Genomic DNA, 22,434 nt, shown 5'->3' with positions numbered 1-22,434 from the left:
TCAGTTCTCCAGAACGTCGAGCAGGCCCAGAGGCAGTGGCACGTCCATGACTTTGTCGAACAGCAGGTACAGACCGACGCTCATCAGGCTGATGATTATCGCGCCCGGCAGCCAGCGTCCGCCGTACAGGCGAGCCATCGGTATGCCAACCAGCATGCTGCTGAGAATGAAGCCCAGCGGTTCGAACAGCCCGGCGAAGACCAGCAGCAACAGTACGCAAACACCAATTTTGGTCAGGGTTTCGCGATCCAGCGGTGGCTCTTCATCGGTGTGCTTGATCGGCGAAGGGCGATACACCATGTACACCAGCGCCAGGCCCATCAGTCCCAGCATCAGCAGGGGGAAGGCTCGCGGGCCGATCGGTTCGTAGGAAAAAGGTGCCTGGTAGGGCCAGGCCATCGCCACCAGGCTGAGGCAGGCCAGCAACAGCACCGAAGCAAAAATGCGTTGTAAGAGCATGGGGAACTCCTGTGCCGCGACTCCGCCAAACGGAGCCGCGGCCGCTAGACAGAGGCGATCACTGGATCAGGCCGAACTCTTTGGCCAGCACTTTGTAGTCCGCAACCTGCTTCTTCACGTAGGTGTCCAGTTCCGGGCCGGTCATGGCGAACGGGAACAGTTCACGCTGGTCGCGCAGCTTGGCGAACTCGGGGGAGGCCAGCAGCTTGTCGAAGGAATCCTTCCACCAGGCATAGTCTTCATCGCTGACTTTTGGCCCGAGGTAGAAGCCGCGAACCACCGGCCAGACGATGTCGTAGCCTTGCTCGCGGGCTGTCGGAATGTCCTTCATTTCCGGCTCGTCCAGGCGCTTGTCGGAGAACACCGCCAGCAGGCGCATGTCGCCGCTCTGGATGTGCGGCATGGAGTCGGAGATGTCGGTGCTGCCGACCTGGATGTGGCCGCCGAGCAGGGCGGTAGCAATCTCGCCGCCACCTTCGAGGGCAACGTAACGCAGGTCACGGGGGTTGATCCCGGCGGCCTTGGCGATCAGCGCGGTTTGCATCCAGTCCTGGCTGCCGACGGTGCCGCCGGAGCCGATCACCACTTTGCTCGGATCTTTCTTCAGTGCCTGGACCAGATCGTCGAGGGTCTTGTAGGGCGAATCGCTTTTCACCGCGATGGCGCCATAGCTGGTGCCAACGGCAGCCAGCCAGCGCACGTGGCTTTCATCGAAACGACCGAACTTGCCCTGGGCCAGGTTCAGCAGCGAACCACTGGACCAGGCTACCAGGGTGCCGGCATCGGCCGGACGTTGGGCGACCACTGCGTTGTAGGCCACTGCGCCAACGCCGCCGGGCATGTAGGTCACGCGCATCGGTTTGGTCAGCAGTTTTTCGTTGATCAGCGCGCTTTGCGCCAGTTTGCAGGTCAGGTCGAAACCACCGCCGGGCGAGGCCGGGGCGATGCATTCCGGGCGTTTGGGTTCGGCAAGCGCATGGCCGGTAAACAGCAGTACGCTGGCCGCGAGGGCAATTTTACGCATTGACAGGTTCATTCAAGTCTCCTTGGGAGTTGTTGTTATGGACGCACTGAATTACCAAAGGGCAACGCTATAGCTCACCAGCAGACGCACTTCATCGGCATCGCGAGCAGAGTAGTTGGAGCGGTAGGTGGCATTGCGCAGGCGCACGGCGACATCCTTGAGCGCGCCGCTTTGTACAACATATTTAATCTCGGAGTTGCGTTCCCACTCTTTGCCTTCGTCACCGTTCTTGAGCTTGATGTTGTCACCGCTCACGTAACGGCTCATGAAGGTCAGACCGGGGACGCCGAGGGTGACGAAGTCGAAGTCATAACGCGCTTGCCAGGAGCGTTCTTCGGCGCCGGCAAAGTCGTTGATCTGCACGAAGTTCACCAGGTACGGGTCGGCGCCATCCACATACGGGAATGCGCTGTCGCCGGACATGTGCTGGTAGCCCGCGCTGAACTTGTGGCCGCTCAAGGCGTAACTCACCAGGCCGTTGAGGGACTTGTTGTCGATCTTGCCGCCGCGGGCCTCGCCCTGGTCATCACTGATGGCAAACCGCAGGTCGGTGGCAAAGGTGCCGGGGCCGAATGGCTGCGAAGCGATCAAGCCGAGGAAATGCTGGTTGTAGACTTCATCGAGTTGCGCGAAGTGGTAGCTGCCGGTGATCTTGTCGGTGAGCTTGTAGTCCAGGCCGCCAAAATCAAAGTGCTTGCCGGCCACGGTGCCAGCGAAACGGCCGTTCTTGTTGTTGAGGGCTATGTCCTCGAAGTCGGTGCTGTCGCGGTCCTTGGCTTTATCCAGACGCCCGCCGGTGAAGGTCAGGTTCTTGAGCTCCTTGGAGGTCAGCATGCCGCCCTCGAAGGTCTGCGGCAGGATGCGCCCGTCATTGGGCTTGAGGATCGGCAATTCCGGGATCAGGGTGCCGATTTTCAGCTCGCTGGCGGAGATTTTCATTTTGCCGGTCAGGCCGAGCTTGGAGTATTCGTCGACGGCGCGCCCATCGTCGGTCGGCAGCAGGCCGGTACCTGTACGGTCCGGGCTCGAATCGAGCTTGACCCCCATCATGCCCAGCGCATCGACACCGAACCCCACGGTGCCGTCGGTGTAGCCTGATTTCAGATTGAGCATGAACCCCTGGGCCCACTCGTCACGCTTGGACTGTTGGGCGCTGGTGCCGTCGCGAAAGTCGCGATTGAAGTACATGTTGCGGGTTTCGAAAGTGGCCGAGCTGTCTTCGAAGAATGCGGCCTGGCTCAACGGCGAAAAGCCGGCAAGGGCGGCAGCGCTGGCAAGCGCAGTGTGGCTGAAACGGGAGAGGCGGGCAGGCGCGATAGCCTGGGTCTGCAAGGACTGCATGGATGACTTACTCCGTTTATTGTTCTTATTTGTCGAAAACGCTTCGAGGCGTTTTTCGTATCGCTGTGTGGCTGCAGCGACGGCAGTCGAAACTGTCCGTGGCTGGACTGTAACGGGCTAACCTTTCGCTAACCTTTCAGCTGACTTTCACGGTTTTCGGGCTTCACAGCGGCGGTTGCGGCTGTAAACTTCGCGCCAGAGAATGGCGTCGACCATCCCGGAATGAGGTAAAGATCCATGCGTGTTCTGCTCGTCGAAGACCATTTGCAGCTCGCCGAAAGTGTCGCCCAGGCGCTCAAGAGCACCGGGCTGACCGTGGACGTCCTGCACGATGGCGTGGCGGCCGACCTGGCGCTGGGCAGCGAGGAATACGCCATGGCGATCCTCGATGTCGGCTTGCCGCGCATGGATGGTTTCGAAGTGCTGGCGCGTTTGCGGGCGCGGGGCAAGAACCTGCCGGTGTTGATGCTGACCGCCCGCAGCGACGTCAAGGATAGGGTCCACGGCCTGAACCTCGGCGCCGACGACTACCTGGCCAAGCCGTTCGAACTGACCGAACTCGAAGCCCGGGTCAAAGCCTTGTTGCGCCGCAGCGTGCTGGGCGGTGAGCGCATTCAGCGTTGCGGTGTGCTGGCCTACGACCTGGAAACCCGGCGTTTCACCCTCGGGGAAGAATTGCTGACCCTGACCTCCCGCGAACAGGCCGTGCTCGAAGCCCTGATAGCGCGCCCCGGTCGGGTGATGAGCAAGGAGCAGCTGGCGTCGCAAGTGTTCGGCCTCGACGAAGAAGCCAGCCCCGATGCCATCGAAATCTACGTGCACCGCCTGCGCAAGAAACTCGACGGTCAGCCGGTCGCCATCGTGACCTTCCGCGGCCTCGGTTACTTGCTGGAAAGCCGCGATGCATAAGCCCAGCAGCCTGCGCTGGAGGTTGCTGTGGAACCTGGCGCTGCTGCTGGTGGTGTTGATGCTGGCCAGTGGTTTGAGCGCCTACTGGAACGGACGCGAAGCTGCCGATACGGCCTATGACCGGACCCTGCTGGCGTCGGCGCGAACCATCGCTGCCGGCGTCTCCCAGCGCGACGGCACCCTGAGTGCCGACGTGCCCTACGTGGCCCTCGATACCTTTGCCTACGACAGTGCCGGGCGAATTTTCTACCTGGTCAACGACATCAATCAGAAGCTGATTTCCGGTTACGAAAACCTGCCCGCGCCACCGCCGGGAACGCCGCGCACCGATGACTATCCGGCGCTCGCACGTTTCTACAACGCCCAGTACCGCGGGCAGAACGTGCGCGTGGTGAGCCTGCTCAAGCCCGTGAGCGAGCCGAACATGAATGGCATGGCGGAAATTCGCGTGGCGGAAACCGATGAAGCGCGCGTCAGCATGGCCCGCAGTCTGGCGGCGGATACTTTGCTGCGCCTGGGCATGCTGGCAATCGGTGCGTTGATGCTGGTGTGGTTCGCGGTGAGTGCTGCGTTGCGCCCGCTGGAGCGCTTGCGCACGGCGGTGGAAGAGCGCCAGCCGGACGATCTGCGCCCCTTGCCTTTGGTGGAAGTGCAGCGCGAATTGTGGCCGCTGGTGCGCGCACTCAATCACTTTACCGAGCGCTTGCGTGGCCAGTTCGAGAAGCAGGCGCAATTCATCGCCGATGCCGCCCACGAACTGCGCACGCCGCTGGCGGCACTCAAGGCGCGCCTGGAGCTGGGCCAGCGCTCGGCTGAGCCCGATGTCTGGCGCAGCACCCTGGAGAATGCCGCCCAGGGCACTGATCGATTGACTCATCTGGCCAATCAGTTGCTTTCCCTGGCGCGGGTCGAAAATGGTGCCCGGGCGATTGCCGAGGGCGGCGCGCAGTTACTCGACCTGAGTCAGTTGGCACGGGAGCTGGGCATGGCCATGGCGCCGTTGGCCCACAAGCGTGGTATCGCGCTGGCGCTGGAGGCGGATGAGCCGGTCTGGCTGCGGGGCGAGCCGACGTTATTGAACGAGCTGCTGAGCAATCTGGTGGATAACGCACTGGCCCACACGCCGCCGGGTGGCAACGTGATTCTGCGGGTCTCGGCGCCTGCCGTGCTGGAAGTCGAAGATGATGGCCCCGGCATACCTCTTGAAGAACGCGATCGGGTATTCGAGCGCTTTTATCGCCGCAATCAGCAAGTGGCCGGTTCCGGATTGGGGTTGGCGATTGTCGGTGAGATCTGCCGCGCGCATCTGGCCCAGATCAGCCTGCACGATGGCGAGCGGGCGGGGTTGAAGGTGCGGGTGAGTTTTGTTGCGGGGGATTGATGCCGCGTCTGTTCAGGCCCCTTCGCGAGCAAGCCCGCTCCCACATTTGATCAGCGGCGACTCGGTTCAATGTGGGAGCGGGCTTGCTCGCGAAGGGGGCAACGCGGTCTTTGATCAGTAAAACATCGTGCGCGTTTCTTCCAGGTCGGCGCACATCGCCTTGTCGTCAAAATCGATTCCAAGTGCCTTGTAGGCCGGTACGTTCAACGCATCGGTACTGGCGAGCGGGTGATCGGTGTCCTGCAGGCAATACAGGCTGGCCACCTGCACCAGATCCACATAGTCGACCTGCGCAGACTGGCGTTTGAAGTTCAGGTAAAGTCGCGGCACTTGTACCAGCAAATCGGGAAATTCCCAGACCCTGAGCAGTTTTTCGCCGATTAGCGGATGAATCCGGTCGATCACATGGTTGAGGCTGACCGGGTCGGACAGCAGCTCGTAGTGATCTTCGGCATAGGTCAGGATCGGCAGCACGCCGATCTGGTGCACCAGGCCGCCAAGGGCCGCCTGATCGGGCTTTAGTCGGGTGCAACTGCGGCACAAGGCGTAGCTGACGCCGGCGATTTCCAGGCTTTTACGCCAGACATCGCGCATCTTCTGTTCCACCACGTCGGAGCGGGCATGGAAAATCTGCTCCATGACCAGGCCGATCGCCAGGTTACAGCTGTAGTTGATGCCCAGGCGGGTGATCGCGGTATGCAGATCGGTCACTTCCTGGGTCGCGCGCAACAGTGGGCTGTTGACCACTTTGATCAGGCGTGCCGACAGCGCGGTATCACGGCCGATCACTTTGCTCAGGGTACTGACGCTGACTTCCGGGTTTTCCGCGGCCTTGCGAATCTGCAGGGCCACTTCCGGTAACGTTGGCAGAACCAGGTCATCGTTATTGATGGCCTCAACCAAATCCTGTTGGACCTTTTCCGCCAGCTTGCTCATTTAGTCTCTCTAGGTGTCGCGCCAAGTGCTGCCGTTATTGCTGGATTTCGCGGTCGCGGTCCAGTTCATAAGGCAGGTCGAGCAGCTGCAAGGACGGCCCTTCGAGCGCGCCCAGGTGGATGTCTCCACTTTCTGCTGCTTCGGCTTGCAACACAGCCAGGAGTTCAATGTTCTGTCCGGCGCGGGCCGCCAGCACCACTTCGCCGATGGCGCTGCCGTGGGTCGGGGAAAACAGCGGGGTACCCGGTTCAGGCAGTTCGCCGGCAGCCAGTTGCAGGCGATACAGGCGGCGCTTAAGTTTGCCCAGGTACTGCATCCGCGCGACGATTTCCTGTCCGGTGTAGCAACCTTTCTTGAAACTCACGCCACCGACCGCTTGCAGGTTGAGCATCTGGGGGATGAACAACTCGCGGGTGCCGGGCATGACCTGGCCGATCCCGGCGCGGATCTGGCCCAGCAGCCATTGATTCAGATCGCCTTCGCTCAGCACAGCCGAAAGCTTGCCTTTGACCGCATCGGCTTGACCGGCGGCAACCCACAGTTCGGCACGCTCAGGCGAGACGCGGATGGCGATCAGCCCATCGTTGCGCACGACGCTTTCGGCTTCTGCCGGCAGGTCCAGACCGAGGCTGACCAGTGCGGCGTCGCCATGGTCAACGCCGAAGCGGACCCAGGCGGCACTTTCGTCGGTCAGTTTCGATTTGGAAAATACCGCGTATTTTTTCAGGTCCGCCAGTTGCGGTTCGAGCAATTCGGTGGCCATGGCCAGGACCACGCCGTCACCTTCGAGCAGGATGCGGAAACTCGATTGCATCCGGCCTTTTTGCGTGCAGCGGGCACCGAGGCTGGCCCGGGAATCGCTCAGGTAGTTGAGGTTGCAGGTCAGTTGGCCTTGCAGGAATTTGCTGGCGTCCGCGCCGCGGACCGCGAGAACACCTTCATGAGAAAGGGTGCAGAAAAAAGCAGAGTCGGCCATGGGTCATCGCAGGGTAAAAAGTCTGGTGGACATCATAAGGGGCCGCCTTCGAAATGGGTAGTTAACAAAGGCTCGACGGTGACCGACCAAAGCCGACTGTTCGACGGGGCGCGGGCCTGTATACTTGCGGCCTATTTGAGGAGCGCTCCATGGTCGAAGATGTTGAACTGAACCGCCTCTATTGGCACAGCCGCCGCGGCATGCTTGAGCTTGATGTGTTGCTGGTGCCGTTTGTGAAAGAGGTTTATCGACACCTCAACGAGGTTGATCGCGCCTGCTATGTCAGGTTGCTCGAGTGCGAAGATCAGGACATGTTCGGCTGGTTCATGGAACGCAGCGAATCGGAAGATCCTGAGCTGCAACGCATGGTTCGCATGATCCTGGATCGTGTCCAGCCCAAGTAATGGGTTCGAATGCCGCTGGCATGCCTCACGGCAGTTGCTGGCGGCCTATCTTCTGGCCCAGCTGTTCGCGTTGGGTTCGTTGTTTTTACTGTCGATTCCGGTCTGGGCCAGCTTGCTCGGCGTCATGCTGTGCGTGGTTCACGGAGCCTGGCTGTTGCCCCGGCAGATCCTGCTGACCCACCCGCAGGCCTTTTGCGGCTTGCGGCGCGATGCCGATGGCTGGCAGTTGTGGAGTCGTGCCAAGGGCTGGCAGCCCGTGCAACTAAGGCCGGACAGCCTGGCGCTGCCGTTGGTGGTGGTACTGCGTTTTCGATTACGGGGCGAGCGCCGGGTCAGGGCCATTTGCGTACCCCGGGATGCGCAGGCGGCGGATGTGCACCGACGCCTGCGGGTGCGGCTCAAGTTCAGCCGACGTAGGTGGGCGGCACCAGAATAGTGTCCAGCGCGACCGGCAACATGTCCGGGTAGTCGAGGGTGTAATGCAGGCCACGGCTTTCCTTGCGTTCCATGGCTGACAGAATCATCAGCTCGGCAACCTGGGCCAGGTTGCGCAGCTCGATCAAGTCCCGGCTGACCTTGTAGTTGCTGTAGAACTCGTCGATTTCATCCAGCAACAGCTGCACGCGATGTTGCGCCCGTTGCAGGCGCTTGTTGGTGCGCACGATGCCAACGTAGTCCCACATGAATCGCCGCAGCTCATCCCAGTTGTGCGCAATGATCACGTCTTCATCGGAATCGGTGACCTGGCTCGCATCCCAGGCGGGAAGGGGCGTTGGCATCGGAACCCGGGGCAACTGTTCGAGAATGTCCGCGGCCGCCGAGCGGGCATAGACGAAACATTCCAGCAGCGAGTTGCTGGCCATGCGGTTGGCGCCGTGCAGGCCGGTGAAACTGGTTTCGCCGATGGCATACAACCCCGGCACATCGGTGCGACCCTGTTGATCGACCATCACGCCGCCGCAGGTGTAGTGCGCCGCCGGGACCACCGGGATCGGTTGTTTGGTGATGTCGATGGAAAATTCCAGGCAGCGTTCGTACACCGTCGGGAAGTGCGTCTTGATGAAGGCTTCGGGTTTGTGGCTGATGTCCAGATAGACGCAGTCGATGCCCAGGCGCTTCATTTCATGGTCGATGGCCCGGGCGACGATGTCTCGTGGGGCCAACTCGGCCCGTGGATCGAAGCGCTGCATGAAGCGCTCGCCGTTGGGCAGCTTCAGGTGGGCACCTTCGCCTCGCAGGGCTTCGGTGACCAGGAAACTCTTGGCTTGCGGGTGATACAGGCAAGTAGGGTGGAACTGGTTGAATTCCAGGTTCGCCACCCGGCAGCCCGAGCGCCAGGCCATGGCGATGCCATCGCCGCAGGCGCCGTCAGGGTTACTGGTGTAGAGGTAAACCTTGGCGGCACCACCGGAGGCGAGGATCACAAAGCGGGCGCCGTAGGTGTCGACTTCGCCGGTGCCGCGATTGAGCACATAGGCGCCGAGGCAGCGATCACCTTCGAGTCCCAGGCGTTTCTCGGTAATCAGGTCAACCGCAACCCGCTGCTCCAGCAGTTCGATGTTCGGTCGTTTCCGGGCCTGGTCGAGCAGGGTGGTGAAAATGGCAGCGCCGGTGGCATCGGCGGCGTGGATGATGCGCCGATGGCTGTGACCGCCCTCGCGGGTGAGGTGGAACTCGAACCCGCCATCTTCGTTACCCGATTGTTCATCGCGGGTAAAGGGCACGCCCTGGTCGATCAGCCATTGAATCGCTTCCCTGCTGTGCTCGACGGTAAAGCGCACGGCGTCCTCATGACACAGGCCGCCGCCGGCATTGAGGGTGTCATCGACATGGGACTCAACGGTATCGGTGTCGTCCAGCACGGCCGCAACGCCGCCCTGGGCCCAGAAAGTCGAGCCATTGGCGAGGTTGCCCTTGCTCAGAACGGCAATGCGCAAATGACCGGGCAAGGTCAGCGCAAGGCTCAAGCCGGCAGCACCGCTGCCAATTACCAGAACATCGTGTTGAAACTGTTGGCTCATTTCAGGATTCCGCTCAAAGCGACCCGGGTCGGGGGTGGCGCAGCTGGACTTTCGAGTCAATGCAGCCGCACTGCCCACTAGTATATAGAGGGGGGGAGCGGCACAATACCCGAGCTAGCATGGCATTGTGAAACTACCGTGACGCAAAACATCGGTCGCTTCGTCGGATGTTTTTCTGCCCGTTGGGCGCGAGAATGACTGTATCGCCGATTTAACAGTCTTTTTCCCTTCACGGTTGCACAATGTCGGGTTGGTACGGCTATAAATAATTGGAACTTTTGCCAAAGGGCCAAGATCAATAGACGGTTGCCTGAAACAAGGGACAGTGTCGGCTTCAGTGCCGGATTGCAGTTCGATCCTTGCTGAAGAATCCGATGACAAGATTATCCGCGCAGCCGGGTCAACTCGTGCTGCGCTTTTCGTGCGTGCCAAATCAGAGCCCGCAGGAAACTTGCCTGGAGGGGGAGAACTTTTGCGAAAAGCCCGAGTCTATGTTTGCAAGTCTGGTGGTTTACTTCTGCAAGCCTCCTCCGAGCTCATCGAGGAGTGTTCATGCTAACCCAGGAAGAGGATCAGCAACTGGTCGAACGCGTTCAGCGCGGCGACAAGCGTGCTTTCGATCTGCTAGTGCTGAAATACCAGCACAAAATTCTCGGGTTGATCGTGCGTTTCGTGCACGACACCCATGAAGCCCAGGATGTGGCACAAGAAGCCTTTATCAAGGCATACCGTGCACTTGGAAATTTTCGCGGAGACAGCGCGTTTTATACGTGGCTTTACCGCATCGCCATCAACACGGCGAAAAACTATCTGGTTTCACGCGGCCGTCGGCCGCCGGATAGCGATGTCAGTTCCGAGGATGCAGAGTTCTACGATGGCGATCATGGCCTCAAGGATCTCGAGTCGCCAGAACGGGCTTTGCTGCGGGATGAGATCGAAGGCACCGTCCATCGAACCATTCAGCAACTGCCGGAAGATTTGCGTACGGCTTTAACTTTACGTGAGTTTGATGGTCTGAGTTACGAGGACATTGCGAGTGTCATGCAATGTCCGGTAGGCACCGTGCGCTCCCGGATTTTCCGCGCCCGGGAGGCCATCGACAAAGCCCTGCAGCCGTTGTTGCAGGAAAACTAAAGACAGCGGCGACAGCCAAGAGAGGAACGCCATGAGTCGTGAAGCCCTGCAGGAATCGCTGTCCGCAGTGATGGATAACGAAGCGGACGAATTGGAATTGCGTCGGGTATTGAATGCCTGTGACGATGTTGAAACCCGTGAAACCTGGGCTCGTTATCAGATCGCTCGGGCAGTGATGCACAAGGATCTGCTGCTTCCACGCCTGGACATCGCCGCGGCTGTTTCTGCTGCCCTGGCTGACGAAGCCGTACCGGCAAAAGCTTCCCGTGGTCCATGGCGCAGCCTGGGTCGTCTGGCGGTCGCTGCCTCGGTGACCCTGGCGGTGCTGGCCGGTGTGCGTCTATACAACCAGGATGAGATCGCCGGTGTCGAACTGGCCCAGCAATCCGCTCAACCCGGACTGGCTGCTCCACAAGTAAAAGGCCCAGCCGTTTTGGCAGGCTACAATGAGAGTTCGGATGCTACTGGCCCAATGGCCAACGGCGTACTGCAAGGTCAGCCAGGCTGGCACGATCAGCGTCTGCCAGGTTACTTGCGCCAACACGCACAACAGGCTGCATTGAAAGGCACTGAGAGCGCTCTGCCTTACGCTCGTGCCGCAAGTCTGGAAAACCGTTAAGGAGGATCATGCGCGCCATACCTCTACTTTCGCTTCTGCTCAGCGGCTGGTTCATCGTTCCAGCCCAAGCCGGTGAAGCCCAGGACTGGTTGACCCGCCTGGGCCAGGCAGAGCAACAGCAAAGCTTTCAGGGTACTTTCGTCTACGAGCGTAACGGTAGTTTTTCTACCCATAACATCTGGCACCGCGTCCAGGATGGAAAGGTCCGCGAGCGTTTGATCCAGCTCGACGGTTCCGCTCAGGAAGTCGTTCGCATTGATGGGCAAACCCAATGCGTCAGCGGCACACTGATAGCAGGGCTTGGGGACTCCCCGAACTCCGCCGCCCGTGCACTCGATCCTCAAAAGCTCAAGAATTGGTATGACCTGGCCGTCATCGGCAAGTCGCGTGTCGCCGGGCGTTCGGCGGTGATCGTATCGCTGACACCCCGTGATCAGCACCGCTACGGTTTTGAACTGCATCTGGACAAGGAGACCGGCCTGCCTCTGAAGTCCTTGCTACTGGACGACAAGGGGCGGTTGTTGGAGCGCTTCCAGTTCACGCAAATGGATACCGCTGACGTCCCTTCCGAAAAAGACCTGCAGGCCAGTACTGATTGCAAGCCGGTCAATCTCGAAAGTGACAAGGCCTCTGCCGTCAAGGCTGCCCAGGTCTGGCGTTCCGACTGGTTGCCGCCCGGCTTCGAGCTGACCAGCAGCACCGCTCGCAAGGATCCGCAGACCAAGACCCAGGTCAATAGCCTGATGTATGACGATGGCCTGACGCGTTTTTCGGTATTCCTCGAGCCGTTGAATGGCGCAACAGTCACCGACACCCGTACTCAGTTGGGGCCGACCGTTGCGGTTTCCCGGCGCCTGGCCACGGCACAGGGCGACATGATGGTGACTGTCGTTGGCGAGATACCGGTCGGTACTGCTGAGCGGATAGCGCTTTCAATGCGCACCGACGCCGCTGCAACCAAGCAGTGAGCTGAATTTGAAATGTTTCGTGAGCATTTCAGTTTGCAAAAATCCCGTAAATTTTTTATAGGTCAGAGCCCCTCGGCTCTGGCCTTGTTTGTTGTTCCCGGAACAAAAATACCGGCGTATTGTTCCCGGTGTTCCTTGCTCCATATCGCTTAACCATGCTCGTCGTAACGGGAGCCGTATGTCGATACCACGCTTGAAGTCCTACCTTTCCATTATTGCCACCGTGCTGGTGCTCGGTCAGGCGGTCACCGCCCAAGCGGTCGAATTGCCTGATTTTACGCAACTGGTCGAACAGGCCTCGCCTGCGGTCGTAAACATCAGTACCACGCAAAAGCTGCCGGATCGCAAAGTCAACCAGCAGATGCCCGACCTCGAAGGCTTGCCACCGATGCTGCGCGAATTCTTCGAACGGGGCATGCCGCCACAATCGCGCTCACCTCGTGACCGTCAGCGCGAGGCAACCTCCCTGGGTTCGGGTTTCATCATCTCTTCCGATGGCTATATCCTGACCAATAATCACGTGATCGCCGATGCTGACGAAATCCTCGTCCGCCTGGCCGATCGCAGCGAAATGAAAGCCAAGCTGATCGGTACCGATCCACGTTCCGACGTGGCGCTGCTGAAAATCGAAGGCAAGGATCTGCCAGTGCTCAAGCTCGGTAAATCCCAGGACCTGAAGGCTGGCCAATGGGTTGTCGCGATTGGTTCGCCATTCGGCTTTGACCACACGGTGACCCAAGGTATCGTCAGTGCCGTCGGTCGCAGCCTGCCGAACGAAAACTATGTGCCGTTCATCCAGACCGACGTGCCGATCAACCCGGGTAACTCCGGTGGTCCGCTGTTCAACCTCAACGGTGAGGTGGTCGGGATCAACTCGCAGATCTATACCCGCTCCGGTGGCTTCATGGGCGTGTCGTTTGCAATCCCGATCGACGTGGCCATGGATGTTTCCAATCAGCTGAAATCCGGTGGCAAGGTCAGCCGTGGCTGGCTGGGCGTCGTGATTCAGGAAGTGAGCAAGGACCTGGCCGAGTCGTTCGGCCTGGAGAAGCCGGCCGGTGCGCTGGTTGCCCAGATCCAGGACGATGGTCCGGCTGCCAAGGGCGGCCTGCAAGTTGGCGACGTGATCCTGAGCATGAACGGTCAGCCAATCGTCATGTCGGCCGACCTGCCGCACCTCGTTGGCGCGTTGAAGGCTGGCAACAAGGCCGATCTGGAAGTGATTCGTGACGGCAAGCGCAAGAATGTCGAATTGACAGTCGGCGCGATTCCGGAAGAAGGCAAGGAGCTGGATGCGCTGCCAAAATCCAGCATTGAGCGCAGCAGTAATCGCCTGGGTGTTTCCGTGGTCGAGCTGACTGACGAGCAAAAGAAAACCTACGACCTCAAGGGTGGTGTGCTGATCAAGGAAGTACAGGACGGCCCTGCTGCCATGATCGGCTTGCAGCCGGGTGATGTGATCACCCATCTGAACAACCAGGCCATCGGTTCCACCAAGGAGTTCGCGGACATCGCCAAGGCGCTGCCAAAGAACCGTTCGGTGTCGATGCGGGTACTGCGTCAGGGGCGTGCGAGCTTCATCACCTTCAAGCTGGCTGAATAACCCGGTTGTTGGTTGCATAAAAAACCGCCTCGAAAGAGGCGGTTTTTTTGTGTCCGGACCTTTTGTCGCCGGGGCGTCAGCCCATCATGTCCTTGATCATGCGCTCTTGTTCCATCAGCTCGCGTTGCCGCGCGTCGATCCGCGAAGACAGCGGGAAGTTGCTGCCAGCCCTGCGTTTGGCGAAGTCCAGTTGCTGAATGGCCTGTTTGTAGTCACCGACCAGCGCAAAGTATTCGGCGCGAGCCTGATGCAGGCCGATGATATTGCCCGACAGGCCGCGCGTCTCGGCAACCTGATACCACACGTCCGGGTCATCCGGGCGGGACTTGAGCAGACTTTCGAGGGCTTTCTCCGCATCCGCAGTACGGTTTTGCTTGAGCAGCAGGTCGACGCGGATCTGGTTCAGCGGGTAGTTGCCAGAGTATTGGCCCATCAACCGGTCAACCCGGGACTGGGCATCCGCCAGGCGATTATTGGTGATATCCAGATCGACCTGAGCCAGGTTGTAGATGATTTCGTTGGGTGACTTGGCCAGCAACTGCTTGAGGTTTTCCCGTGCTTCGTTCAGATGGCCGCCCTTGATCTGGGCGATCGCCAGGCCGTAGCGTGCCACGTCGTTTTTCGGGTTCTCGTCGAGCTGGGCGCGGAAGCGCTTGGCACCAAGCCCCGGGGTTTCTTCATAGATCAGCTGTACGCGTGCGCGGATCAGTTGGTAGCGCATGCTGTCTTCGATACCGCCCTTTGGAAACTGTTCGGCGCGGTTGCGGGTGTCGGCGATACGCGATTCGGTGACCGGGTGGGTCAGCAGAAATTCCGGTGGCTTGGCATCGTAGCGGTACTGACGCCCCAGCCGTTCGAACATGGTTGGCATCGAGCGGGGATCGTAACCGGCCTTTTCCAGATTGAGGATGCCGATACGGTCGGCTTCCTGCTCGTTCTGGCGGGAGAATCGCCGCTGTTCCTGGATGGCTGCGGCCTGTGTGCCGGCAATGGCCGCGATCCCGGCGTCACCGCCACCGGCGGCGGCCAGCACGATACCCGCCAGCAATGCAGCCATCATCGGTACTTGCATGCGTTGCTGCGCTTCGACGCCTCGGGCAAAGTGGCGCTGCGACAAGTGAGCCAATTCGTGCGCCAGTACCGAAGCGTATTCGCCCTCGGTCTGGGCATTGAGGAACAAACCTCCGTTCACCCCGACGATCCCACCCGGCGCTGCAAAGGCGTTGAGCTGCGGGCTGTTGATCAGGATGAATTCCAGGCGTCGGTCAGTGACCTGGCTGGTCTCGACCAGTCGGTAAACGCTGGATTCCACGTAATTCTTGAGCTGCGGATCGTTGAGTTGCGAAACCTGACTGCGCAACATTGCCAGCCAGGCGCGGCCGAGCTGGTACTCCTGTTGCGGCGAGACAATGGCAGAACTGGCGTCGCCGAGTGACGGCAGGTCGTCGGCAAAGCCCGGTGAGGCGAGCAGGCAAGCGAGCGTCAGCAGGGTGGGGCGCAAAAAAGTCATGCACAAAGCCTTAGTCGACAAAGACCTTACTGTAGCCGGACACCGGCGTTGCGACCAGATATTCTAGGCAACACAACCACCTGACCCGGAGTGATGCAATGACCGACGCTGTAGAGCATGACGTTGAACTGGACGCCAGCGGCCTGAATTGCCCGTTGCCGTTGCTCAAGGCCAAGATGGAGCTCAACCGGCTGGCCAGTGGCGCGGTGCTCAAGGTCATCGCCACCGATGCGGGTTCGCAACGCGACTTTCGCACCTTTGCCCGATTGGCCGGTCATACCCTGCTTCGTGAAGAAGACGAGGCGGGTGTTTACCGCTACTGGTTGAAAAAAGCCTGAAATCGGCTGCGTTTACTCCTAAGGATTATTGATGTTCAAAGTGTTGCGCGACTGGATTCAGCGCTATTTCTCCGATGAAGAAGCGGTGGTGCTGGCTGTCCTGCTGTTTCTGGCGTTCACCGCCGTGCTGACCCTGGGCGGTATGCTGGCGCCGGTGCTCGCCGGGATGGTGCTGGCGTACCTGATGCAGGGGCTGGTGGTGACGCTCGAGCGCCTGCGGGTGCCGGGCGGGGTCGCGGTGGGGCTGGTCTTTGCGTTGTTCATGGGGCTGTTGCTGGTGTTTATCGTGGTGGTCGTGCCGTTGCTGTGGCATCAACTGATCACGTTGTTCAACGAGTTGCCCGGCATGCTCGCCAAGTGGCAGTCGCTGTTGCTGCTGCTGCCCGAACGCTATCCGCATCTGGTGTCCGATGAGCAAGTACTGCAGGCCATCGAAGCGGCGCGGGGCGAAATCGGCAAGTTTGGTCAGTGGGCACTGACGTTCTCGCTGTCGAGCCTGCCATTGCTGGTGAACATCATGATCTACCTGGTGCTGGTGCCGATCCTGGTGTTCTTCTTCCTCAAGGATCGGGCCATGATCGGCCAGTGGGTGCGCGGTTACCTGCCCCGTGAGCGGGCATTGATCACCCGGGTCGCCCATGAAATGAACCGGCAGATCGCCAATTACATTCGCGGCAAGGTCATCGAAATCTTCATTTGCGGTGGCGTGACCTACATCGCCTTTGTTGTCCTGGAACTCAATTACGCGGCGCTGCTGGCACTGCTGGTGGGGATTTCGGTGGTGGTGCCTTATGTCGGTGCCGTGGTGGTGACCGTGCCCGTGTTTCTGATTGCGCTGTTCCAGTGGGGCTGGAGCGATCAGTTCATATACTTGATGGCGGTCTACGGGATCATTCAGACGCTGGATGGCAACGTGCTGGTGCCATTGTTGTTCTCGGAGGCGGTCAATCTGCACCCGGTGGCAATCATCTGCGCAGTGCTGTTGTTTGGCGGGTTGTGGGGGTTCTGGGGGGTGTTCTTCGCGATTCCCCTGGCGACGCTGTTCAAGGCCGTGCTGGATGCCTGGCCGCGCAAGGAGCCGGAGGTGGCGCCGCTGCTTTAATTCACGAAGTGGATTTATGAGCTGAAGCGACGAGCCTCATCGCGAGCAAGCTCGCTCCCACATTGAACCGTGGATGCCCGGGCAACTCGGTCAACTGTGGGAGCGAGCTTGCTCGCGATGGCGTCCGAAAGAACGCCCGGAAATCAGGCCTTATTCAGAGCCTGGGCCGCGGCCAATACCGCATCGACATGCCCCGGCACCTTCACGCCGCGCCATTCCTGGCGCAACACGCCTTTGGCGTCGATCAGGAACGTGCTGCGATCCACGCCCATGTATTCCTTGCCGTAGAGCTTTTTCAGCTTGATCACGTCGAACAGTTGGCAGATGGCTTCGTCCTTGTCGCTGATCAGCTCAAAGGGGAATTCCTGTTTGCACTTGAAGTTCTCGTGGGATTTGAGGCTGTCGCGAGACACTCCGAACACTTCGGTATTGGCGGCCTTGAACGCAGCGTATTGATCACGAAAGCCCTGCCCCTCGGTCGTGCAGCCCGGGGTGCTGTCCTTGGGGTAGAAATAGATCACTACCTGCTTGCCTTTCAGGCCGGCGAGGCTGACGGTTTGCCCGCTGGTGGCAGGGGCTTGGAAATCGGCAACCGGTTGGTCGATGGCAACGGCCATGAAAGCTTCCTTACATTGGGTTCTGTGGGCGCCAGGGTTCGATCAGGGCATCGAGGTTCAGCGCGTCGGCAAAATCCAGGAACTGATCGCGCAGCCAGCTGATTTGCACGCCGGCCGGCAAGGTCACGGTAAACGTGGCGTTGAGCATGGTGCCGCCGGTCTGCGGAGCCTGATAAGTGTCGCAGGTCAGGTTTTCCAGTTCGACATTGTGGTCCATGAAGAACTGGCACAGCTCGTTGATGATGTCCGAGCGGTAGGCCGAGCTGACATAAGCGACGTACGGCAGGGCCTGAGGGCGGTTTTCCAAGGCCGCGCTGCGCACCACGTTGACCGTGAACGCATGCCGCTTAGCCAATACTGGCAGGCTGCCTTCCAGGCGTGCCAGGGCATCCCAGCTACCGGAGATTTCCAGCACCAGGGCACTGCATTCGCCATGGCGGGTCAGGCGAGAGGTGACAACGGCGCAGCGGTTTTCATGGCTGGCGCGGCACAGGACGTTGGTCAGCTCCATGGGGTTGGCGCCGAGGGCACTGATAACAAGGAATTGTTCGCGAACTGTGGGGGTGGACATGCAGCATTCCTAAAGCGATGAGCGGTCGGTACGTCCAGAGGGCGTTTTGCCGGGGCGAGCCTGCGGATGCGAATTCAGAAACCCCCAAGCGGCAGGTCGCGACGTGCTCCGGCAGGGCGGGAGCGAGAGGCGGCAACGCTGGATCAGGGCTTGTGATGCCGTAAATGGAGGCTGAAACCCGGCGCGCGAGCTTGTCTGTACCGATCAAAGTCTGAAGGGTAGCGAAAACCGGCGCCAAGGGGAATGGCGGCAGCACAGTACTTCGCTTGTGCAAGCATCTTGGCGCCAGTACCATTACGGCTCTCTTTTTCCGGCAGGAGCGGTTTCATGATTGCGGGCAGTATGGTGGCACTGGTCACACCCATGGATGCACAGGGGCGTCTTGACTGGGACAGCCTCAGCAAACTCGTGGACTTCCACCTTGAAAACGGCACCCATGCCATTGTCGCCGTCGGCACCACCGGCGAGTCGGCAACCCTCGACGTCAACGAGCACATCGAAGTCATCCGTGCCGTGGTCAAGCAGGTCAACGGTCGTATTCCGGTGATTGCCGGTACCGGCGCCAATTCGACCCGCGAAGCCGTCGAATTGACCCGTAATGCCAAGGAAGCCGGCGCCGATGCCTGCCTGCTGGTAGTGCCGTACTACAACAAGCCGACCCAGGAAGGCCTGTACCTGCACTTCAAGCACATCGCCGAATCGGTCGACATCCCGCAGATTCTCTATAACGTTCCCGGCCGCACCTCCTGCGACATGCAGGCCGAAACCGTGATCCGCCTGTCCACCGTGCCGAACATCATCGGTATCAAGGAAGCGACTGGCGACCTCAAGCGCGCCAAGGCCATCCTCGACGGCGTAAGCAAGGACTTCATCGTCCTTTCCGGCGATGATCCGACCGCGGTCGAGCTGATCCTGATGGGCGGCAAGGGCAACATTTCCGTTACCGCCAACGTCGCGCCGCGTGAAATGGCCGATCTGTGCGAGGCCGCCCTCAAGGGGGATGCCGAGACTGCACGGGCAATCAACGAAAAACTGATGCCGCTGCACAAGGACCTGTTCATCGAAGCCAACCCGATTCCGGTGAAGTGGGCTTTGGTTGAAATGGGCCTGATGCACGAAGGCATTCGCCTGCCGTTGACCTGGCTGAGCGCACCTTGTCACGAAACGCTGCGCACGGCCCTGCGCCAGTGCGGCGTCCTGGTTTAATTGAGGAAGTACAACGCATGAAGCGAATGGCCGGACTTTCCGCACTTGCCTTGATTATCTCCAGCACCAGTGGCTGTGGATGGATCTGGGGCCCGGAAGGTTATTTCCGTGACCGTGGTAGCGATTACCTGGAAGCGCAACAGACTGCACCGATGCAAATGCCACCGGATGTCCGTACCGCCAAGCGTCTGGATCCGCTGTTGCCGATCCCGCGCAACGTGGCCGATGACACCGCCAAGGGCGAATACATCGTTCCTCGGCCGCAGCCGCTGACCGCGGGTGCTGACGCCGGTGCCTACTCCCTGCAGAAGAGCGGCGGCTCCAGCTCCATCCTGGCGCAGAATCCGCCGGCTGAAGTCTGGCCCGTGGCCGTTCAGTTCTTCCAGGACAACGGTTTCCGTCTGGATGAACAGCGTCCGCAAACCGGTGAATTCACCACGACCTGGCAGCATTCCGATGAACTGTCTGCGGCCATGGCCAAGCGCCTGAGCGCGGCCGGCGTCAGCACGGACAGCGAAACCCGCGTGCGGGTGCGCATCGAGCCGGGCGTGCAGCGCAATACCAGTGAAGTCTATGTGGTCAGCGCCGAGCGTCCCGCCGGCAGCACCGCCGACGTGGCCTTCACCAACCGTTCGGTCAACACTGGCCTGGACGCGGCACTGGTCGACGACATGCTCGCGAGCATGAGCCGTATCTCCGAGAAGGGCGGTTCGGTTTCCATGCTGGCTTCGCGTGATTTCGACGCGCCAAGTCGTGTCAGCCTGAGTGAAGACGGCAGCGGTAACCCTGTGCTGAACGTCGGTACCGACCTGGATCGTGCCTGGTCGAGCGTCGGTCGTGCGCTGGAACAAGGCGAATGGCGTGTTGAAGACATCAACCGCAGCCTGGGCCTGTACTACATCAACCTGGCCGAAAAAGCCGAGAGCAAAGACGACAAGCCAGGCTTCTTCAGCAGCCTGTTCGGCAGCGCGCCGAGCAAGGAAGAGCTTGAGGCCCGCGCCGAGCGTTATCAGGTTCGCCTGAGCAAGGTTGGCGAGAACGTCCAGGTCACCGTAGAGAAAAACATCAACACCGTGGCGCCGGCCGATGTGGCGCGTAAAGTGTTGAGCAAGATTCAGGACAACCTGGGCTGATCCTATGCGTTTTGCCGTTCTCGGCAGCGGTAGTCAAGGGAACGGCACGCTGATAGCCAGCGCTGATACGTACGTATTGGTGGATTGTGGTTTTTCCCTGCGGGAAACCGAAAAACGCCTGCTGCGCCTGGGTGTGAACCCTGCGCAGCTGAGCGCGATACTCGTGACCCACGAACATGCCGACCACGTGCATGGCGTGGGTTTGCTGTCTCGGCGCTACAATCTGCCTGTCTACCTCAGTCGCGGGACCTTGCGCGGGATGCGCAAACCTATTGAGCCCGCGGGCTTTCTGGCCGGCGGCGATCAACTGCAAATCGGCGACTTGAGCATCGGTGTCATTGCCGTGGCCCACGATGCACAAGAACCGACGCAATATGTTTTCAGTGACGGTTTACGGCGCTTCGGCCTGTTGACCGACCTGGGCTCGTATTGTGACAAGGTGCTGGACGGCTATCGGGACCTCGATGCGTTGATGATCGAGTCCAATCACTGTCGTGACATGCTGGCTCGCGGTCATTACCCGTACTTTCTCAAGCAGCGGGTAGGCGGTGAACTGGGGCATTTGAATAACCACCAGGCGGCATTCCTGGTGGCCGAGCTGGGCTGGAAAAACCTGCAACACCTGGTCCTGGCCCATCTGAGCAGCAAGAACAACCTGCCGCGGCTGGCCCGGCAATGTTTTGTCGACACCCTTGGGTGCGACCCGGACTGGCTGCAACTGGCCGATCAAGATTCAGGGCTCGACTGGCGACATATCGCCTAGCCCATCTACTTAGCAAGCGGAGCCCATCATGGAAAAACGTGAAGAACTCTACCGCGGCAAAGCCAAGTCGGTTTACAAGACCGACGACGCTAACCGCTTGATCCTGCTGTTTCGTAACGACACCTCGGCGTTCGACGGCAAGCGCATCGAGCAGCTCGACCGCAAAGGCATGGTGAACAACAAGTTCAACGCCTTCATCATGCAGAAGCTCGAAGCGGCCGGCGTGCCGACCCAATTCGACAAGTTGCTGGGCGACAACGAATGCCTGGTGAAGAAGCTCGACATGATCCCGGTCGAATGCGTCGTGCGTAACTACGCCGCCGGCAGCCTGGTCAAGCGTCTGGGTGTCGAAGAGGGCATGAAGCTCAACCCTTACACCTTCGAACTGTTCCTGAAGGACGACGCCAAGGGCGACCCGTTCATCAACGAATCCCACGTTGTGGCCTTTGGTTGGGGCACCGCCGAGCAACTGGTGCGCATGAAAGAGCTGTCGCTCAAGGTCAACGAAGTCCTGAGCAAACTGTTCGACGACGCCGGCCTGCTGCTGGTCGACTTCAAACTGGAGTTCGGCGTGTTCCACGATGGCTCCATCGTGCTGGGCGACGAATTCAGCCCGGACGGCTGCCGTCTGTGGGACAAGGCCACCGGCAAGAAAATGGACAAGGACCGCTTCCGTCAGGGCCTCGGTGACGTCATCGAAGCCTATGAAGAAGTCGCCAATCGTCTGGGCGTACCGCTTTAACCGACGCAAGCATCTGATAGCACAGAAATATTTCGCTTAGGGGGTTCGCTTCCTGCGAAAGTGTTGTTATGATGCGCGCCGTTGGAGAGATGCCAGAGTGGCCGAATGGGACGGATTCGAAATCCGTTGTACCTTCACCGGTACCTAGGGTTCGAATCCCTATCTCTCCGCCATTATTGAACAAGACGAAGCCCCTGTAATCGTTAAAGATTACAGGGGCTTTTTCGTTTCTGTCGTATTGGTCGGGTGTTTCGTGCCCCGGCATTTTCGATGCGATGCCTGCTGTGCTCTTGGGATCCACCGGGTATCCATTTGCCGTAGGGCTTTCTCACCATTGTTGTATCTATATGTCCAGGTGATGTGGTTTGGGTTCGTTGCTGCCCCAGTGCTTTATATAGATGCTGGAGGTTCTCATGGTGGCGACCCGGGTGCTCTGGTAAGGAAGAAGAATTTTCAGGTGGGGGGTTGACCACGTATTTTAATACTGTATTATTCGCCTCCCGCTAACGAGCAGTTTGATGTGGCTCTTGGTTTAAGTAGTTGATTTTATTGAAAAATCAGAAACTTTTAAGGTTGCAAATTGAAAAGATGCGCTGTAAGATGCGCGCCTCGGTTGAGACGAAAGATCTTAACCAACCGCTCTTTAACAACTGAATCAAGCAATTCGTGTGGGTGCT

General features: G+C 59.7%; 23 protein-coding genes and 1 tRNA gene. 15 read left to right on the top strand and 9 right to left on the bottom strand.

All coding sequences use genetic code 11. The features are described 5' to 3' along the window. From AC1RP7_RS25265 to AC1RP7_RS25255, 3 genes are read right to left on the bottom strand one after another with little or no spacing between them, the layout of a single operon-like run. Nucleotides 1-459: a tripartite tricarboxylate transporter TctB family protein gene (locus AC1RP7_RS25265; protein ID WP_057716032.1), complete on the bottom strand. Its 459-nt coding sequence runs from the start codon at nt 457-459 to the stop codon at nt 1-3. 58 nt (nt 460-517) lie between these two features. Further along, the gene (locus AC1RP7_RS25260) at nt 518-1,495 is read right to left on the bottom strand and encodes a Bug family tripartite tricarboxylate transporter substrate binding protein (RefSeq protein ID WP_090453661.1); all 978 of its coding nucleotides are present in this window, start codon (nt 1,493-1,495) and stop codon (nt 518-520) included. Nucleotides 1,496-1,534: 39 nt separating this feature from the next. Then, complete coding sequence (locus tag AC1RP7_RS25255) at nt 1,535-2,824, bottom strand: OprD family porin (RefSeq protein WP_057716030.1); 1,290 nt, start codon at nt 2,822-2,824, stop codon at nt 1,535-1,537. Nucleotides 2,825-3,061: 237 nt separating this feature from the next. Between AC1RP7_RS25255 and AC1RP7_RS25250 the strand changes: the two genes are divergently transcribed. Beyond that, nucleotides 3,062-3,733 carry a response regulator gene (locus AC1RP7_RS25250; protein ID WP_007979804.1) on the top strand — a complete coding sequence of 224 codons (672 nt, stop codon included), beginning with the start codon at nt 3,062-3,064 and terminating at the stop codon, nt 3,731-3,733. Then, nucleotides 3,726-5,114: a sensor histidine kinase N-terminal domain-containing protein gene (locus AC1RP7_RS25245; RefSeq protein ID WP_493182263.1), complete on the top strand. Its 1,389-nt coding sequence runs from the start codon at nt 3,726-3,728 to the stop codon at nt 5,112-5,114. Before AC1RP7_RS25250 ends, AC1RP7_RS25245 begins: the two co-directional genes overlap by 8 nt. A gap of 114 nt (nt 5,115-5,228) precedes the next feature. Here the strand turns inward: AC1RP7_RS25245 and AC1RP7_RS25240 are convergent, their stop codons facing one another. Both AC1RP7_RS25240 and ygfZ read right to left on the bottom strand, forming a co-directional pair. Then, a complete protein-coding gene (locus AC1RP7_RS25240) occupies nt 5,229-6,050 on the bottom strand; it encodes an HDOD domain-containing protein (RefSeq protein ID WP_493182265.1) in 822 nt (273 codons plus the stop codon). Between the two features lie 34 nt (nt 6,051-6,084). Further along, on the bottom strand, nt 6,085-7,026 hold the full coding sequence (ygfZ, locus tag AC1RP7_RS25235; RefSeq protein ID WP_493182266.1) for a CAF17-like 4Fe-4S cluster assembly/insertion protein YgfZ: 942 nt from the start codon (nt 7,024-7,026) through the stop codon (nt 6,085-6,087). 149 nt (nt 7,027-7,175) lie between these two features. On the opposite strand from ygfZ, the gene AC1RP7_RS25230 reads away from it, so the two are divergent. Both AC1RP7_RS25230 and AC1RP7_RS25225 read left to right on the top strand, forming a co-directional pair. Continuing rightward, entirely contained in the window at nt 7,176-7,430 is a 255-nt protein-coding gene (locus tag AC1RP7_RS25230) for an FAD assembly factor SdhE (RefSeq protein WP_057716026.1), read from the top strand. Continuing rightward, on the top strand, nt 7,414-7,866 hold the full coding sequence (locus AC1RP7_RS25225) for a protein YgfX (RefSeq protein WP_493182268.1): 453 nt from the start codon (nt 7,414-7,416) through the stop codon (nt 7,864-7,866). The genes AC1RP7_RS25230 and AC1RP7_RS25225 overlap by 17 nt, the downstream gene beginning before the upstream one ends. Here AC1RP7_RS25225 and nadB read toward each other — a convergent pair. After that, on the bottom strand, nt 7,835-9,451 hold the full coding sequence (nadB, locus tag AC1RP7_RS25220; protein ID WP_492587805.1) for an L-aspartate oxidase: 1,617 nt from the start codon (nt 9,449-9,451) through the stop codon (nt 7,835-7,837). The genes AC1RP7_RS25225 and nadB overlap by 32 nt on opposite strands. A 552-nt stretch (nt 9,452-10,003) precedes the next feature. On the opposite strand from nadB, the gene rpoE reads away from it, so the two are divergent. The 4 genes from rpoE (at nt 10,004) to AC1RP7_RS25200 (ending at nt 13,775) form a co-directional block, all read left to right on the top strand. Beyond that, complete coding sequence (rpoE, locus tag AC1RP7_RS25215) at nt 10,004-10,585, top strand: RNA polymerase sigma factor RpoE/AlgU (RefSeq protein ID WP_003172477.1); 582 nt, start codon at nt 10,004-10,006, stop codon at nt 10,583-10,585. A 31-nt stretch (nt 10,586-10,616) separates the two neighbouring features. Continuing rightward, nucleotides 10,617-11,204 (top strand): sigma-E factor negative regulatory protein, encoded by a 588-nt coding sequence (locus tag AC1RP7_RS25210; protein ID WP_057716023.1) that lies wholly within the window; start codon nt 10,617-10,619, stop codon nt 11,202-11,204. A gap of 8 nt (nt 11,205-11,212) precedes the next feature. Then, entirely contained in the window at nt 11,213-12,172 is a 960-nt protein-coding gene (locus tag AC1RP7_RS25205) for a MucB/RseB C-terminal domain-containing protein (protein ID WP_154861746.1), read from the top strand. Between the two features lie 178 nt (nt 12,173-12,350). Then, nucleotides 12,351-13,775, top strand: coding sequence for a DegQ family serine endoprotease (locus AC1RP7_RS25200; protein ID WP_090453675.1), 1,425 nt, complete (start codon nt 12,351-12,353; stop codon nt 13,773-13,775). Nucleotides 13,776-13,851: 76 nt separating this feature from the next. Here the strand turns inward: AC1RP7_RS25200 and AC1RP7_RS25195 are convergent, their stop codons facing one another. Beyond that, entirely contained in the window at nt 13,852-15,285 is a 1,434-nt protein-coding gene (locus AC1RP7_RS25195; RefSeq protein ID WP_150814285.1) for a M48 family metalloprotease, read from the bottom strand. 98 nt (nt 15,286-15,383) lie between these two features. Here AC1RP7_RS25195 and AC1RP7_RS25190 point away from each other — a divergent pair, with 98 nt between their 5' ends. Both AC1RP7_RS25190 and AC1RP7_RS25185 read left to right on the top strand, forming a co-directional pair. Beyond that, nucleotides 15,384-15,623, top strand: a complete 240-nt coding sequence (locus tag AC1RP7_RS25190; protein WP_007979782.1) for a sulfurtransferase TusA family protein — start codon at nt 15,384-15,386, stop codon at nt 15,621-15,623. Between the two features lie 31 nt (nt 15,624-15,654). Next, a complete protein-coding gene (locus tag AC1RP7_RS25185) occupies nt 15,655-16,725 on the top strand; it encodes an AI-2E family transporter (RefSeq protein ID WP_057716019.1) in 1,071 nt (356 codons plus the stop codon). A 143-nt stretch (nt 16,726-16,868) separates the two neighbouring features. Here AC1RP7_RS25185 and AC1RP7_RS25180 read toward each other — a convergent pair whose 3' ends face one another. Next, nucleotides 16,869-17,342 carry a peroxiredoxin gene (locus AC1RP7_RS25180; protein WP_493182270.1) on the bottom strand — a complete coding sequence of 158 codons (474 nt, stop codon included), beginning with the start codon at nt 17,340-17,342 and terminating at the stop codon, nt 16,869-16,871. Nucleotides 17,343-17,352: 10 nt separating this feature from the next. Continuing rightward, complete coding sequence (locus AC1RP7_RS25175) at nt 17,353-17,913, bottom strand: glycine cleavage system transcriptional repressor (RefSeq protein ID WP_007979776.1); 561 nt, start codon at nt 17,911-17,913, stop codon at nt 17,353-17,355. Between the two features lie 327 nt (nt 17,914-18,240). Here AC1RP7_RS25175 and dapA point away from each other — a divergent pair, with 327 nt between their 5' ends. The 5 genes from dapA (at nt 18,241) to AC1RP7_RS25150 (ending at nt 21,930) form a co-directional block, all read left to right on the top strand. After that, nucleotides 18,241-19,119, top strand: a complete 879-nt coding sequence (gene dapA, locus AC1RP7_RS25170; protein ID WP_057716017.1) for a 4-hydroxy-tetrahydrodipicolinate synthase — start codon at nt 18,241-18,243, stop codon at nt 19,117-19,119. A 17-nt stretch (nt 19,120-19,136) separates the two neighbouring features. Then, on the top strand, nt 19,137-20,252 hold the full coding sequence (gene bamC, locus AC1RP7_RS25165) for an NlpB/DapX family lipoprotein (protein WP_057716016.1): 1,116 nt from the start codon (nt 19,137-19,139) through the stop codon (nt 20,250-20,252). Between the two features lie 4 nt (nt 20,253-20,256). Continuing rightward, nucleotides 20,257-21,015: an MBL fold metallo-hydrolase gene (locus AC1RP7_RS25160; protein ID WP_429520617.1), complete on the top strand. Its 759-nt coding sequence runs from the start codon at nt 20,257-20,259 to the stop codon at nt 21,013-21,015. 28 nt (nt 21,016-21,043) lie between these two features. Beyond that, complete coding sequence (gene purC, locus AC1RP7_RS25155) at nt 21,044-21,757, top strand: phosphoribosylaminoimidazolesuccinocarboxamide synthase (protein WP_007944067.1); 714 nt, start codon at nt 21,044-21,046, stop codon at nt 21,755-21,757. Between the two features lie 83 nt (nt 21,758-21,840). Then, nucleotides 21,841-21,930, top strand: a tRNA-Ser gene (locus tag AC1RP7_RS25150). Nucleotides 21,931-22,434: the final 504 nt, after the last annotated feature.

It is taken from the genome of Pseudomonas sp. GW822-FHT01E03, from assembly GCF_058802985.1.
Note: the sequence above shows the minus strand (reverse complement) of the source record. Positions and strands in the feature narration are given on the sequence as shown.

Coding starts and splice junctions, on each gene's coding strand:
- AC1RP7_RS25265 (WP_057716032.1), bottom strand. CDS start 459: ATGCTCTTACAACGCATTTTTGCTTCGGTGCTGTTGCTGGCCTGCCTC.
- AC1RP7_RS25260 (WP_090453661.1), bottom strand. CDS start 1,495: ATGAACCTGTCAATGCGTAAAATTGCCCTCGCGGCCAGCGTACTGCTG.
- AC1RP7_RS25255 (WP_057716030.1), bottom strand. CDS start 2,824: ATGCAGTCCTTGCAGACCCAGGCTATCGCGCCTGCCCGCCTCTCCCGT.
- AC1RP7_RS25250 (WP_007979804.1), top strand. CDS start 3,062: ATGCGTGTTCTGCTCGTCGAAGACCATTTGCAGCTCGCCGAAAGTGTC.
- AC1RP7_RS25245 (WP_493182263.1), top strand. CDS start 3,726: ATGCATAAGCCCAGCAGCCTGCGCTGGAGGTTGCTGTGGAACCTGGCG.
- AC1RP7_RS25240 (WP_493182265.1), bottom strand. CDS start 6,050: ATGAGCAAGCTGGCGGAAAAGGTCCAACAGGATTTGGTTGAGGCCATC.
- ygfZ (WP_493182266.1), bottom strand. CDS start 7,026: ATGGCCGACTCTGCTTTTTTCTGCACCCTTTCTCATGAAGGTGTTCTC.
- AC1RP7_RS25230 (WP_057716026.1), top strand. CDS start 7,176: ATGGTCGAAGATGTTGAACTGAACCGCCTCTATTGGCACAGCCGCCGC.
- nadB (WP_492587805.1), bottom strand. CDS start 9,451: ATGAGCCAACAGTTTCAACACGATGTTCTGGTAATTGGCAGCGGTGCT.
- rpoE (WP_003172477.1), top strand. CDS start 10,004: ATGCTAACCCAGGAAGAGGATCAGCAACTGGTCGAACGCGTTCAGCGC.
- AC1RP7_RS25210 (WP_057716023.1), top strand. CDS start 10,617: ATGAGTCGTGAAGCCCTGCAGGAATCGCTGTCCGCAGTGATGGATAAC.
- AC1RP7_RS25205 (WP_154861746.1), top strand. CDS start 11,213: ATGCGCGCCATACCTCTACTTTCGCTTCTGCTCAGCGGCTGGTTCATC.
- AC1RP7_RS25200 (WP_090453675.1), top strand. CDS start 12,351: ATGTCGATACCACGCTTGAAGTCCTACCTTTCCATTATTGCCACCGTG.
- AC1RP7_RS25195 (WP_150814285.1), bottom strand. CDS start 15,285: ATGACTTTTTTGCGCCCCACCCTGCTGACGCTCGCTTGCCTGCTCGCC.
- AC1RP7_RS25190 (WP_007979782.1), top strand. CDS start 15,384: ATGACCGACGCTGTAGAGCATGACGTTGAACTGGACGCCAGCGGCCTG.
- AC1RP7_RS25185 (WP_057716019.1), top strand. CDS start 15,655: ATGTTCAAAGTGTTGCGCGACTGGATTCAGCGCTATTTCTCCGATGAA.
- AC1RP7_RS25180 (WP_493182270.1), bottom strand. CDS start 17,342: ATGGCCGTTGCCATCGACCAACCGGTTGCCGATTTCCAAGCCCCTGCC.
- AC1RP7_RS25175 (WP_007979776.1), bottom strand. CDS start 17,913: ATGTCCACCCCCACAGTTCGCGAACAATTCCTTGTTATCAGTGCCCTC.
- dapA (WP_057716017.1), top strand. CDS start 18,241: ATGATTGCGGGCAGTATGGTGGCACTGGTCACACCCATGGATGCACAG.
- bamC (WP_057716016.1), top strand. CDS start 19,137: ATGAAGCGAATGGCCGGACTTTCCGCACTTGCCTTGATTATCTCCAGC.
- AC1RP7_RS25160 (WP_429520617.1), top strand. CDS start 20,257: ATGCGTTTTGCCGTTCTCGGCAGCGGTAGTCAAGGGAACGGCACGCTG.
- purC (WP_007944067.1), top strand. CDS start 21,044: ATGGAAAAACGTGAAGAACTCTACCGCGGCAAAGCCAAGTCGGTTTAC.